Source organism: Granulosicoccus antarcticus IMCC3135, from assembly GCF_002215215.1.
GTDB lineage: Bacteria > Pseudomonadota > Gammaproteobacteria > Granulosicoccales > Granulosicoccaceae > Granulosicoccus > Granulosicoccus antarcticus.
The window spans coordinates 1,622,081-1,634,654 of record NZ_CP018632.1; the positions used below are offsets into that span (position 1 = coordinate 1,622,081).

General features: G+C 54.3%; 12 protein-coding genes. 6 read left to right on the forward strand and 6 right to left on the reverse strand.

The genetic code is table 11. The features are described 5' to 3' along the window. Positions 1-43 precede the first annotated feature (43 nt). Together IMCC3135_RS06985 and IMCC3135_RS06990 are read right to left on the reverse strand one after the other, a co-directional pair. The gene (locus tag IMCC3135_RS06985; RefSeq protein WP_088916954.1) at positions 44-961 is read right to left on the reverse strand and encodes a pseudouridine-5'-phosphate glycosidase; all 918 of its coding nucleotides are present in this window, start codon (positions 959-961) and stop codon (positions 44-46) included. A gap of 163 nt (positions 962-1,124) precedes the next feature. Continuing rightward, positions 1,125-2,060, reverse strand: a complete 936-nt coding sequence (locus IMCC3135_RS06990; protein WP_088916955.1) for a PfkB family carbohydrate kinase — start codon at positions 2,058-2,060, stop codon at positions 1,125-1,127. An 88-nt stretch (positions 2,061-2,148) separates the two neighbouring features. Between IMCC3135_RS06990 and IMCC3135_RS06995 the strand changes: the two genes are divergently transcribed. The 4 genes from IMCC3135_RS06995 (at position 2,149) to IMCC3135_RS07010 (ending at position 7,567) form a co-directional block, all read left to right on the forward strand. Next, on the forward strand, positions 2,149-2,586 hold the full coding sequence (locus tag IMCC3135_RS06995; RefSeq protein WP_088916956.1) for an Lrp/AsnC family transcriptional regulator: 438 nt from the start codon (positions 2,149-2,151) through the stop codon (positions 2,584-2,586). 87 nt (positions 2,587-2,673) lie between these two features. Continuing rightward, on the forward strand, positions 2,674-3,537 hold the full coding sequence (locus IMCC3135_RS07000; RefSeq protein ID WP_236994755.1) for a mechanosensitive ion channel family protein: 864 nt from the start codon (positions 2,674-2,676) through the stop codon (positions 3,535-3,537). Positions 3,538-3,665: 128 nt separating this feature from the next. After that, entirely contained in the window at positions 3,666-5,960 is a 2,295-nt protein-coding gene (locus tag IMCC3135_RS07005; RefSeq protein WP_088916958.1) for a 3-hydroxyacyl-CoA dehydrogenase/enoyl-CoA hydratase family protein, read from the forward strand. Positions 5,961-5,971: 11 nt separating this feature from the next. Further along, positions 5,972-7,567 carry an NAD(P)H-hydrate dehydratase gene (locus tag IMCC3135_RS07010; protein WP_088916959.1) on the forward strand — a complete coding sequence of 532 codons (1,596 nt, stop codon included), beginning with the start codon at positions 5,972-5,974 and terminating at the stop codon, positions 7,565-7,567. 26 nt (positions 7,568-7,593) lie between these two features. Here IMCC3135_RS07010 and IMCC3135_RS07015 read toward each other — a convergent pair whose 3' ends face one another. The 4 genes from IMCC3135_RS07015 to IMCC3135_RS07025 form a co-directional block, all read right to left on the reverse strand. Then, positions 7,594-8,295: a hypothetical protein gene (locus tag IMCC3135_RS07015; protein ID WP_088916960.1), complete on the reverse strand. Its 702-nt coding sequence runs from the start codon at positions 8,293-8,295 to the stop codon at positions 7,594-7,596. A 380-nt stretch (positions 8,296-8,675) separates the two neighbouring features. After that, positions 8,676-9,074 (reverse strand): HIT family protein, encoded by a 399-nt coding sequence (locus tag IMCC3135_RS07020; protein ID WP_157735814.1) that lies wholly within the window; start codon positions 9,072-9,074, stop codon positions 8,676-8,678. A gap of 38 nt (positions 9,075-9,112) precedes the next feature. Next, a complete protein-coding gene (locus IMCC3135_RS33940; RefSeq protein ID WP_157735815.1) occupies positions 9,113-9,535 on the reverse strand; it encodes a DUF3592 domain-containing protein in 423 nt (140 codons plus the stop codon). A gap of 2 nt (positions 9,536-9,537) precedes the next feature. Beyond that, positions 9,538-10,212, reverse strand: coding sequence for a DUF2461 domain-containing protein (locus IMCC3135_RS07025; RefSeq protein ID WP_088916962.1), 675 nt, complete (start codon positions 10,210-10,212; stop codon positions 9,538-9,540). A 207-nt stretch (positions 10,213-10,419) separates the two neighbouring features. On the opposite strand from IMCC3135_RS07025, the gene IMCC3135_RS07030 reads away from it, so the two are divergent. Further along, positions 10,420-11,607 carry an MFS transporter gene (locus IMCC3135_RS07030; RefSeq protein WP_088916963.1) on the forward strand — a complete coding sequence of 396 codons (1,188 nt, stop codon included), beginning with the start codon at positions 10,420-10,422 and terminating at the stop codon, positions 11,605-11,607. Positions 11,608-11,625: 18 nt separating this feature from the next. Next, a complete protein-coding gene (locus IMCC3135_RS07035) occupies positions 11,626-12,513 on the forward strand; it encodes a DMT family transporter (protein WP_257790404.1) in 888 nt (295 codons plus the stop codon). Positions 12,514-12,574 lie beyond the last annotated feature (61 nt).

The window sequence follows — 12,574 nt, forward strand, 5'->3', positions numbered from 1 at the left end:
CAAATGCCGCGCTGCGCACGCGCTGCACACGCGCTGCCCCGTTTTATCGAGCGTTGCTGAGAGCTACTGCAAGTTGTGCAGACAATGTGGCGTTATTGGTGATGAGTGCCTGGTTGGTCACCAGGCTTCGGCCCTCACTGAGCTCAACGATACGACCCAATAACCAGGGTGTGACGGCCTTGCCGGAAATGCCAGCAGCTTGAGATTCCTGAATGGCCTGACTGATGAAGATCTGCATGGTTTCACGCGCAATTTCAGCCTCAACCGGGACCGGGTTTGTCACCAGCACACCACCGCCCAGTTGCAGTGCTTCACGAGCCTGCATGAAAGCGACGATATCGTCGACCGAATCCGCGCGCAATGGCGCTTGCAGTCCACTACTGCGTGACCAGAATGCCGGTACTTCATCCTGACCGTAGGCCAGCACGGGTACACCAAGTGTCTCCAGTACTTCCAGTGTCTTGGGAATGTCCAGAATGGCCTTGGCTCCGGCGCAAATGACGGTGACGGGTGTTCTTCCCAGTTCTTGCAGGTCGGCGGAAATATCAAAGCTGGATTCAGCACCCTGATGCACACCACCAATACCGCCGGTGGCAAAAACCTTGATGCCTGCCAGGTGTGCGACGATCATGGTCGCTGCAACGGTTGTCGAGCCCATGGCCTTGCGTGAGACTGCCATGGCAAGATCTGCCCTGGACAGCTTCATGGCTTCTTTGGTCTGTGCCAGAGCGTTCAACTGTTCATCATTCAAACCGACGGTGATCTGGCCGTCCAGAATGGCAATGGTTGCGGGTATGGCGCCAGCATCTCTGACCGCTTTTTCTACTTGCAGTGCTGTATCGCGATTCTGCGGGTAGGGCATACCATGCGTGATGATGGTGCTTTCGAGCGCGACCACAGCCTCGCCGTTGTGCAATGCTGACTGGACTTCGGGGCTGATAGTCAGGAGTGGGTTAGACATGATGATTCTTTATGATTGCAGATCAGATCCTGCCAGTATAAGTTGATCCGGCAGCTGTCACAGCGCTTACATCATGTTTCTGAAGGCATGACTGTGTGGCGCTGGAATCGCCAAACTACAATGGCTCTGTCAGAAGGTGCGGTATTGCAACTCCTGGCAGTGATCACATCGCCAGTATCGGTGCCTCATGCAGACCCTTCACCACACGCTCGGCGTACGGCAGGCCCACAGTGCGTACCGCATCGGCCAGTTCAGTGCCGGCGCACCAGGCGGCGAATGTGGCACCGGCCAGTGCATCACCCGCCCCGTTGACGCTCCGGGCTGAGTCAATGGCTGGAACCTGTACATACTGTCGCTGCTCGCCGCTATGGATCACAACAGGGGAGGTGGCATCGGTTAGTACAAATTGCCTGAATCCGCGTTTCAGCAGGGCATCGGCAAGCTGATCAATTCCTGCATCAATCGGAAATGTGGCTTCGGCCAGTGCAATGGCTTCTCTTCGATTGCAGAACAGCAGATCAAGCGACGAGGCAATACCCAATAGTCGCCGCGATTTTGCCGGAGAAACGCTCATGGCAACCTGGATGATTCCTGCATCGCCTGCCTGCAGGCTCAAGGCGGCAAGTGCCTGTTCTGCCAGATTGGCATCCATCAACACGGCCTGACAGTCGTTCGTGTCTGTCTGCCAGGGAACCAGAGTTGCGTCCAGTGATTCGGCCAGAGCGACGTCAGACAGGCCAATATATAATTCGCCAGTCGCGTCCATAACGGCAATGTAGCGCCCTGACAGGCATCCGGATAAACGTTGCAGGCAGGGAATGATGTCCGCTTCTACTAGTGTGGCTTCCAGTTGGGCCGCAACAGGATCGGTGCCGATTGCACCTGCAAAGGCAATGTGCTGTCTGAGTTTCTGAGCGTTGTCCCGCGCGAATCTGGCAGCGGCCAGAGCCGCATTTGCCCCCACCCCGCCGACTCGTTGCTGACGACAGACGGGATTGGATGCTCGAGGCACCAGTACCTGTTGGCTTGTGGCTATGTCATCAACGTGCAGGGCTCCCACGACCAACAAATGTTCTAAAGGGAAAGGCGGTGGAGTCATACAGTACAGCGAAGCCGGATAATATCAGGGTGGATGAGTGTAACCGACCAGCGTATCCTAACGTTACGAGTTATCTTGAGACAATGGCATGCTTGATCAATACGACCGTGTAATCATCTCAATCATGCAGACTGACGGTCGGATCACGCTTACAGAGCTGGCTTCCAGAGTGGGATTAACCAAGACACCGTGTGCGGCCCGAGTCAAGCGACTGGAAGCTGAAGGCTATGTGCTGGGCTACAAAGCCGTCGTGGACTGCGAAAAACTGGGCCTGGGTCATGTAGCATTTGTCGAGGTCAAGCTCAATGACACCAAGTTGGCTGCACTGGATGCATTCAATGAGGCCGCCAGGCGCATACCCGAGATTGAACAGATGCATCTGATTGCCGGACACTTTGACTATCTGGTGAAAGTTCGTACTGCCGACATCAACGCGTTCAGGCTGGTCTTAGGGGAAAAGCTGTCGGCCTTGCCACATGTGGCGCATACATCGACGTTCGTGGCCATGGCAACCATTATCGACTGAACCTGTCGCAGGTTTACCTGCTGGGCATTGCTTGAATTTTTTGTCAGCCGCATCACATTTTCTGACAGCTACACTCAGTAGCAAACTGTGACTAATGACGATGGTGGACAAGCAAGTATGGATTGGTTGAATTACGTGGACGAGGTGCCAACACTGGTCCGTGAGTACGGTATCAACACCCTGGCAGCCCTGCTTATCTTCTTCATGGGAAAGTGGCTGGCGCGGCGTGTGGTCAATCTGTGCGGCCGCCTGATGAACCAGCGCGGCATAGATCCGACGGTGGGTGGTTTCGTCACCAATATCCTGTTCATGATTTTGCTGATGATGGTCATCATTGCAGCACTTGCGCAGCTAGGCGTGCCTACGGCGCAGTTCATCGCCGTGATTGGTGCCGCAGGCCTGGCTATCGGTCTGGCACTGCAGGGCTCGCTCTCCAATTTCGCATCGGGTGTTCTGCTGGTCAGTTTTCGACCGTGCAAGGTGGGTGACTATATCGAGGCGGGCGGGGTTTCAGGTACGGTAAAACTGATCACGGTATTCAGTACCACTCTGGTGACACCGGATCAGCGCACCATCACGGTTCCCAATTCCAGCGTTATGGGCGGGCCGATAACCAACTACTCGACGTCCCCTTCGCGACGTCTGGATATGGTCATTGGTGTCAGTTACGACAGTGATCTGGCAAAGGTCAAGGCCTTGTTGCGAGAGGTGGTGGAGAGCGATGAGCGCGTGCTGGACTCGCACAAGCCCGTGCAGATCGGTGTTCTTGCCCTGGCAGATTCTTCGGTCAATATTGCCATACGACCCTGGGTGGCAACAGAGGATTACTGGCCGTTGCATTTCGACTTGCATGAGCGTATCAAGCAGCGTTTCGATCAGGCGGGCATCGGTATTCCGTTTCCGCAAATGGATGTACATCTGTCCCGATCGGAAACCTCCGCTGCGCCTTAGGATCGGGGCAGAAATGTGATTTTATTCTGACCTCAGCCCTTGGTGTGCAACCTCGATCGTGTCTGAACATCTCTGTATACTGAGGATTGCTCTACGTACCTTCCGATTCAGGCAAATTCAGGTAGATCATGTTCAAGCAAATTGCAGTCATTGGTTCAGGCACCATGGGCGCCGGAATAGCCGGACAGATAGCCAACGCGGGCCATCGCGTTCTCTTGTTGGACCTGCCAGGGGAGGACGAGGCAAATGCCATCAGTTCGGCGGCACTGGCCCGACTGATCAAATCCGAGCCGCCGGCATTGATGCATGCAGATGCTGCACAACTGATTACCGTCGGCAATATCCGAGATGATTTTGACAAGCTCGCCACGGCGGACTGGATCGTTGAAGCCGTTGTTGAACGTCTGGATATCAAACGGGCGTTGTATCAGAAACTCAATGAGGTCATACCGGCAGATTGTATTGTTACTTCCAATACATCGACCATCCCCATCAGCCTGCTGGTGGAAACCATGCCCGAGAGTTTTCGGCGTCGGTTCGCGATAACGCATTATTTCAACCCGGTGCGCTACATGCGATTGCTGGAGCTGGTACGTGGCAGCGATGCCGCTGTCATGCAGAAGCTGGCTGATTTCAATGACCGTGAGCTGGGCAAAGGCGTGGTTGCTTGCAACGACACGCCCGGGTTTCTCGGTAATCGCGTCGGTGTCTTCGCCTTGCAGGCAGGGATTGATGAGGCGCAGTCTCTGCAGCTTCCCATCGAGTATGCCGATGCCTTGATGGGGCGACCCATGGGCATTCCCAAGACGGGCGTATTCGGATTGTATGATTTGATCGGCATCGATCTGATGGCTGATGTCGTCCGTTCTCTACGCAGCATTTTGCCTGCGGGTGATGCCTTTCATGCGGTGGGTGCTGAGAGCGACATGATCAACGGCATGGTGAATCAGGGTCTGACAGGCAATAAAGGTGGAGGCGGCTTCTATCGGCGTGATTCTGATGGCAAGCGTCTGGCCAGAGATCTGGAAACCGGTGAATATCGGCCTGCAATGGCTGAGTTGCCCGCGCGGGCTCTGGCGGCAGCAGAGGCTATCGCCGATCAACGTGAGCCGCTTGTCGACCTGGTGGCTGGTAGCGATGTGCAGGCGCAGTTCTGCCAGAATGTGCTGGGACGAGTACTCGGATATGCGGCCAGTTTGCTGGGAGAGGTGACCGATTCTGCCCAGGATATTGATGATGCCATGAAGCTGGGTTTCAACTGGATTCGTGGTCCTTTCGAGATGATTGATGCGCTGGGTTCAGACAAGGTCATAGAGCTGTTGTCAGCAACAGGGGCGAGTATTCCCGCATCGTTGCGTAGTGACAAACCATTCTATGCCGTTAGTGAGAATGTTCTGACTGTCCGGCATGCCAACGGTGATATGGATCCCATTGCATTGCCAGATGGCGTGGTCCGTTTCCACATGCAGCGACGCGTCAATGCACCGCTATACAGCAACCGTGCGGCTAGTGTGTTTGCCATCGAAAACGGTTATCGTCTGATCGAGTTTCATTCCAAGGCCAACGCGCTGACAGATGAGTCGATGCAGATGGTGGCGCAGGCTGCGAGTGATCATGGGCGTGGCATTCTGGTGCATAACGATGCCCAGCACTATTCAGCTGGAGTCGATCTGAATGCTTTTCTGACACTTATCGATGCCGGCGACTGGCAGGGGATCGATGAGTTTCTGGCACGATTTCAAAACGCCGTTGCTGCCTTGAAATATGCCCCGGTGCCGGTTGTGGGCGCACCCTCGGGTCTGGCATTGGGAGGCGGTTTCGAAGTGCTTCTGCACTGCGATGCCAGGGTCATGCATAGCAATAGCGTGGTAGGGCTTGTCGAAAGTGGAGTGGGGGTTCTGCCCGCCGGTGGCGGTGTCAAGGAAACCTACTGGCGTTGGTATCAGAAGACGGGAAACTGGGAGAAGGCTGCCTGGAAGGCATGGATGAACCTGGGGTATGGGGCGATGGCATCGTCTCCACAGCTGGCACAAAAACTCCAGTATTTTGACCCCGAGATCGATGTCTCTCTCATGAATCGTGATCGCCTGTACCAGCGTTCCGTTCAGATGCTGGACACCTTGACTACTGGTTACGTTGCGCCCGAAGCATCACAGTTCCAACTGGCCGGTGGGGATATTCTCGAGCGTATGGGGACATTCATGGACGAGGGGGTCGCTCGCGGTGATTTCTATCCACACGACAAAACAGTTGCCATGCAGATTGCCAGTGTCATGTGCAGTGAGGATGGTCAGTCTGTAGAGGTCAGCGAGCAGGATTTATATGATCGTGAAAGAGCTGCTTTCATCAGGCTTGCTCAGACACCTGAGACACGCGCTCGCATTTATTCTCTGCTACATGCAGGTGGCGCTGTACGCAATTAGGGCAAACAACCATGTTGTTATCAGCCGCGCAGATGCAGCGTGTTGATGCTACTGCCGTAGAGCAGGGTATCAACAGCTTTGAGCTCATGTGCTCTGCCGGTCAGGCAGTGGCTGATACGGCTGTCGAACTGCTGCAGAATCGCAGCGGCACATTTCTGGTGTTGGCAGGTCCGGGTAACAACGGCGGAGATGGTGCGATTGCGGCGCAAGAGCTGGCGGGCCGTGGCTACCAGGTCGTTGTGGTCCGCTTCCTGGTAGAGGCCGAAGCAGGCATGGCGTCCGGCAATGAGGCCGAACTCCGTGATGCTGATCGAGCTTTTGCTCAGTGGCGTGGTGTTACCTTCGCATACACGTTGCAGCAGGAGCAAGTGGATCAACAACTACGGGAGATGATCGATCAGTCCGATGTCATCATTGATGCCTTATTCGGCGCTGGCTTGAAACGTCCCTTGCAGGGTTTGGTGGCGCAGCTGGTCGAGCAGGTAAACATGGCTTGCGCCAAGGTGTTGGCAGTGGATGTACCCAGTGGACTGAATGGCAATACACATGGCGTCGATGGCGTGTGTATCAAAGCCGATACGACAGTCACTTTCTTTCTCCATAAGCCTGCACATTTTCTATATCCGGGTCGAGAGTTGTGTGGTCGCAAAACTCTTGCTCAGATCGGTTTGAGCAAAGCACAGCTGAACCCCGATTGGCCCTTGTGCGTTCTGAACGAGCCTGACTTCTTTCTGCCGGCTTTGCCTGTTCTTGGTCAGGAGGGCCACAAATTCGATCGTGGGCATGTGCTGGTGCGCAGTGGGCCCCTACAGTCCACTGGAGCGTCTCGTTTGAGTGCACAGACGGCTCTGGAGTGTGGGGCTGGTCTGGTGACTCTGGCCAGCAGCAACGAGGCCTTGTCGGTCAACGCTGCACACCTGACTGCGGTCATGCTCAAACCGTGTGACAACATTTCCCAGTGGCAGCTCATTTTGCAGGACCAGCGAATCAATACGGTTATCGTCGGGCCAGGTAATGGCGTTGATGCTGCGACGCGCGGTTGTAGTCTTGCTGCATTGCAGGCTGACAAGCACTGCGTACTGGATGCCGATGCATTGTCATGCTGGACGAACACGAGTGACAGAGAGCAGCTTTTTGAAGCGTTGCTTGCTGCAAGATACACGGCGATACTCACGCCTCACACCGGAGAGTTTGAGCGCTTGTTTGGTGAGCTATCTGATGGTAATGATCAGGTTCAGCCACGCTCCAGGTTACATCTGGCTTGTGCTGCTGCCAGGCTGGTGAAGGCGGTGGTTGTCTTCAAGGGTGCAGATACGGTTATTGCAGCACCTGATGGGCGTAGTGCGATTAATGCCAATGCACCTCCCTGGCTGGCTACTGCTGGCGCCGGAGATGTACTGGCAGGAGTGATTGCCTCACTGTCGGCACAGGGCATGAGCGCTTTTGAAGCCGCCTGTGCTGGTGTGTGGATGCATGGTCAGGCCGCCATGGAGCTGGGCTACCCGATGAGTGCTGAACACCTGGCAACGCGCTTGCCGCAGGTTGTCCATGCTCTGAGCCCTGTTAACAAGAAGGGCTTTGGTGAAACAGAGCTGGTGAAACGTTGAATTGACGCCTGCTGTGAGGGGGCGGCTCAGTCGTCCTGTTCCTGGTACTCAGTCTCACTCTGGTTCTGGTCTTTGTCTTTATCCTGATTCCGGGGTGGTTTTTCATCAGTTTCTTCTGATGGATCGTCTGCCGAACCGATGTCTTGTGTTTTCACCGGCAGGGCCTCTGAAATAGAGACGCTTCTGGATCTGAGCAGCGGCTCCAGCATGCCGGTGACACGGCCAAAGGCGTGACGCTGGCTGTGCAGTGCGTTGCCAGCTACCTGTAACGGTGGGGACTTTCTCAGGAGCACGCTGCCTGCGATAACATAACGCCTGGGCACCGAGTCATCAGCGTAGTGCACTCCACTGCGGGTCAGCCAGGCAATCATGCCCAACTCGCCTTCTTCGATTTCCTCTCGAGTCAGTAGCGGTACAAGCTGAGAGACATTCAGTGAGTCGCCGCGTGCCAGAAGTGTCAGACGACGCCCGTCATCGGTATCACAATGAATCAGCATGCGTGAGCCATCATTATCCACATCGGCGTCAATGATCGTTTTGCCTGGCTGCGCGTTGGAATCAATGGTCAGCAGGCAGGAACTGTCGGAATAGAACGCGGCTGAGAGTGAAGCATCCATGACGGGAATGGGGTCTGTTGCCATGACGGGTTGCCCCATAACGGACAGCAGCAGGGCCAGTACCGAGCACAGAAGTGTTGTTGTCGAGCCAGTCTGGGCTGAGAAATTCACAAGCAGAGGGATGTAATGTTGTTGGGAAATCTTGGCGGAATAGGGCGATTCAACGTCAGTTGGCGTTGTCTGTCTTGAAACATATTTCCATCAAGCATAGTCGCTGTGACTGCTATTCGGTCAACTTAGCGAGTTGCGAATTCAGCGCATTGCCATTATCAATATCATTTACGCGGCTGCTTTGTGACATCAATATGGTTTTCCTGATTTGGAAGGCATGGGCTGTCATGATAATTATATTTTATAAGCTATTGATATAAAAGAAAAATAATACTTTTCCCCGTTTCGTATCGATTGCTTTTTTGCAATGAAGAGACAGGTTACTAACCTTTTATACTATTGAAGCTTGAACTAGTGCAAGTTTTGGTCACTTCTGACTGTCAGCGAAAGGATTTGATCACGGCACGCATCAGAGTCTCTGCAGGTTTTGCCCCATAAGCTACCGATGAGCCAAAACCCCATACCGGCGCTGGCCAGTTCGGGTCACCTTCATCCCTTGCCACGACGTGGCAATGAAGCTGTGCAACGACATTTCCCAACATGGCTACGTTCACGCTCTTGCAGCTGGTTACCTGCTGGACGACACGGCTCACCTGATTGACATCCGCCATGAAACCGTCGCGTTGTTGATGCGTCAGGTCGTGCAATTCCTCAATCCCATCCTGTACGGGAAGAAGAATGAGCCATGGCCAACGGCTGTCATTCATCAGGCGTATATGGGCGCTGGTCGTTGTGCAAACCTCCAGCGTATCAGCCAGAATTCTGGGGTGAATACTCATGCTTGTTCTCGGGTATGGGTTCTGGTAAATGAATGCGCTTAGCGCTTGCGACTGCGTTGCAGCATGACAAGCCCGCCTGTGAGTGCCAGGAGGCCTGGAATTAGGTAGAAGGTGACTTCGAGCCATGTCCCTGCAAAGGAGTCAACCCGGATATTTACCGGATCGTTCTTGTCCACAAGAATGTCGACTTGCTCCCCGATGGCAAACGGCGCGGGGTAACTACTTATATTGGTCAAAGCTTGATGCGAGGTGCCGTTTTCATCGGTGTATTCGACAAGGGATTGAACCTCCTGACTATCGAGGCGAGCCACCGGTTGTTGTTGAACGACCGTAGCGAGTCGGGCGACGGAGTCCTCCACAAATGCCAATCTTGAAGAATAATGTTGTGCGCTGTTGGACAAGGGCAAAAGCGAGATGAAGATCAGGCCCATGCCAAGCCAGCGAATGCCTGGAAGAGTCATGCTCAGAACATCAGGTCGTTGGCGTCGCACAGAAATTTCATCAGCGGGGCGGTGCTCTTGATCTGTTTGCCGATCAACTTGTGGAAGTTCTTGTCGTGGATCGCTTCGGGTGGCAGCTGCATCAGCGCAATGAAATCCCGGCGTCTGAGATCTTCGATGGCAGGGTGCTCGGGGGAGTAACCACGTGGTGCTGTTTTGAGTGAATCGCCGGATAAACTGAATGCTCCATTGCCCAGAACTTTCTTTTTCAGCGCCCGCCATTCCTTCGGATGTTCATCGATCAGCAGGCGAATGGCTTTCAGGTGAGGGCTGTCTGGTTTCCAGATACCTGCACCGAGGTAGACCTCGCCAGGCTCTATGTGCAGGTAGTAACCAGGCGAGTGAACATCCTTGCCGCGCACATGCCTGAAATGAATACCGATGTTGGTCTTGTAGGGTGTCTTGTCATTGCCGAAGCGTGTATCGCGATGCACACGCATAAGCGCACCGCCGACTTTCTTGGCCGTGCAATCGAGATAGGGTGATACACGTTTGATGGCAGGTTCCATTAACTCGATGAATTCCAGAGCCGGTGTACGCACCTGTTCTTCATAACGCTGCTTGTTGGCATGAAACCAGTCACGATTGTTGTTGGTGGAAAGCTCTTGTAGAAAGCTGATCGTGTGCTTGTCAAACATGTGTCGGTCCGTTGAATATCTGAAAGTCAGTTTCCGATAAGGGCGTCGGTAAGGCAAGTGTGCGGAGACAGCTTGTGTTGTGTCGTCTCAAACGGCAAAAGCATTCAGATAAAGACGTTGCGCGGCGCTTTCAGAACACTCGCTTGCCGTGGGCACGGGCGCTGCTATACGGTCGCGGACTTGTTCAGCGATACTTGTCGAGTTTTCATGTTTCATCGTCGTCCGGTAGCTCTCAGCCAGCTGCCTGGAAACACCAGCCTCAACCTGGCCAGAATGTCGGCTATCGAAGGGTTCTCGCGTTCGATCCTGGTCAGCATCTTGCCACTGGTGGCTCTGGAAGCATTGGGAAGCAAAGAGAACGTTGCTATCGCCTATTTGATAGGGGGGCTGCTGACATTAAGCATTACGCTGAACATCGGCACGATCGAGCGATACCTGCAGCGTCGCTGGGTGGTAACGCTGGGCGGAGGCTTTCTGGTGCTGGCGGCATTGTTGCTGTATTCACGCTCGACTATTTTTCTACCCTTGGGGATTGGTCTGCGCTCCGCTGCCGCTTCCGTGTACACGGTGTGTCTGTCGTTGTACATCATGGATTACATCGGCAAAAAGGATCTGACGCTCAATGAATCGCGCCGCATGCAGTACACGGGGCTGGCCTGGCTTGCAGGTCCCGCGCTGGGTTCGTGGCTGGTTGCAAAAGGCTATGTGGATATCCCGTTTCTGCTCTCAGCTATCGCAGCATTTATCATGCTTGCCTATTTCTGGCGCCTGCGCCTGGGGGACAACAAGGTTCTGCGCAAGGCCCAATCCCAGGCAAGCAACCCCTGGCAAGCCATCAAACGCTATTCCGGGCAAAAGCGCCTGAGGATCGCCTACAGCATCACCGTCAGCCGTTCTTGTTATTGGGTGTCGCTGTACGTTTATGGCCCGATCTATGTGGTTGAAGCCGGCTTGCCAGTCTGGTCTGCGGGCGTACTCTTGTCGGGCGTGTCGACCATGCTTTTTCTCAGTCCTGTCATTCGGCGCATATCCGATCGCTTTGGCACGCGACAGGTGATCTATACCGGGTTAACGATTACAGGCTTGAGTTTGCTGGCTCTGGGGTTTGTTGGTTCGCCCAAGCCACTAGGGGTCGTCTTCTGGGTCAGCGGTGCGGTGGGGGGCGTCTTGCTTGATGTACTTGGCAATATTCCATTCATGCGCTCGGTCAAGTCACACGAGCGAGTGGCCATGACCTCGGTGTTCTCCACCTGGCGTGAAGCATCGGAGTTGTTGACGCCCTTGCTGGTCAGTGCTGTGCTAGTGTTCTTCCCGTTTCAGGCATATTTTTTCATACTTGCCTTGATGCATTTCATGTCAGCGGTCTCGACCAGCTTTCTACCCAAACGCCTCTAATCGTGTCTTAAGGAATCAGTGTCTTCACTTTCATTCGGATATTGCCTGATGCTCCTGGCCTTCCTGTGCTTTGCCGTGATGGATACGTCGGCAAAATGGCTGGTTGCTGCGACCATTCCAGCTTTGCAGGTCGCATGGCTTCGTTATCTGGGACATTTCCTGTGCGCGATTCTCCTCTACGGACCCGGGCATGGTGTTGGAATAGTCAGATCGAACAAGCCCTGGCTGCAGTCACTACGGGCCGTTTTTCTGCTGGCGGGGACATGCCTGAATTTTTCTGCGCTGAAATTTCTGCCTCTGACAACAGCCATCGCCATCTTCTTCGTATCGCCGCTGACCGTTTGTCTCCTGAGTATTCCGATTCTGGGAGAGAAGGTCGGCATCAAGCGGTTAATGGCGGTTCTGGTGGGTTTCATCGGTGTGCTTATCATTGTCAAGCCCTGGAGTCAGAGTTTTAATCCTGCCATCTTCCTGTCCATGGGAGCCATGCTATGCGTCAGTTGCTACTTTGTGATGAGTCGGGTTATCGCAGGTGTTGACTCCAACGCGACGGCGCAGTTTTATGTGTCCGGCATAGCGACGCTGATTCTGGCGCCGGTTGCCCTGATGAACTGGGTCTGGCCAACAAGTACGACAGCGTGGGTATTGGTTGTTCTCATAGGCACGCTGGGGATGGTGGGTCATTCCTTCCTCACCAATGCTCACCGGTATGCTGAGGCCTCAGTGCTGGCGCCAACGGTTTATGCGCAGATTATCTATATCGCGGCACTGAGCTGGCTGGTGTTCAATCAAACCCCCGATCTGAATACACTGGTCGGCACATTTATCATTGTGTGTAGCGGTCTGTTCATCTGGTTTCGTGAGCGCCAGGTTGAGGCGAGTACGACGCCTGTTAGTGCACGATAGGGTTGAATGGCTCGATTTCAGCGATTCAGATCTGCAAGCACGGCAGCTGCATTGAATGGGT

Excerpts from the sequence above, each read along its gene's own strand:
- IMCC3135_RS06985 (WP_088916954.1), bottom strand. The coding sequence starts at position 961 with ATGTCTAACCCACTCCTGACTATCAGCCCCGAAGTCCAGTCAGCATTG.
- IMCC3135_RS06990 (WP_088916955.1), bottom strand. The coding sequence starts at position 2,060 with ATGACTCCACCGCCTTTCCCTTTAGAACATTTGTTGGTCGTGGGAGCC.
- IMCC3135_RS06995 (WP_088916956.1), top strand. The coding sequence starts at position 2,149 with ATGCTTGATCAATACGACCGTGTAATCATCTCAATCATGCAGACTGAC.
- IMCC3135_RS07005 (WP_088916958.1), top strand. The coding sequence starts at position 3,666 with ATGTTCAAGCAAATTGCAGTCATTGGTTCAGGCACCATGGGCGCCGGA.
- IMCC3135_RS07010 (WP_088916959.1), top strand. The coding sequence starts at position 5,972 with ATGTTGTTATCAGCCGCGCAGATGCAGCGTGTTGATGCTACTGCCGTA.
- IMCC3135_RS07020 (WP_157735814.1), bottom strand. The coding sequence starts at position 9,074 with ATGAGTATTCACCCCAGAATTCTGGCTGATACGCTGGAGGTTTGCACA.
- IMCC3135_RS33940 (WP_157735815.1), bottom strand. The coding sequence starts at position 9,535 with ATGACTCTTCCAGGCATTCGCTGGCTTGGCATGGGCCTGATCTTCATC.
- IMCC3135_RS07025 (WP_088916962.1), bottom strand. The coding sequence starts at position 10,212 with ATGTTTGACAAGCACACGATCAGCTTTCTACAAGAGCTTTCCACCAAC.
- IMCC3135_RS07030 (WP_088916963.1), top strand. The coding sequence starts at position 10,420 with ATGTTTCATCGTCGTCCGGTAGCTCTCAGCCAGCTGCCTGGAAACACC.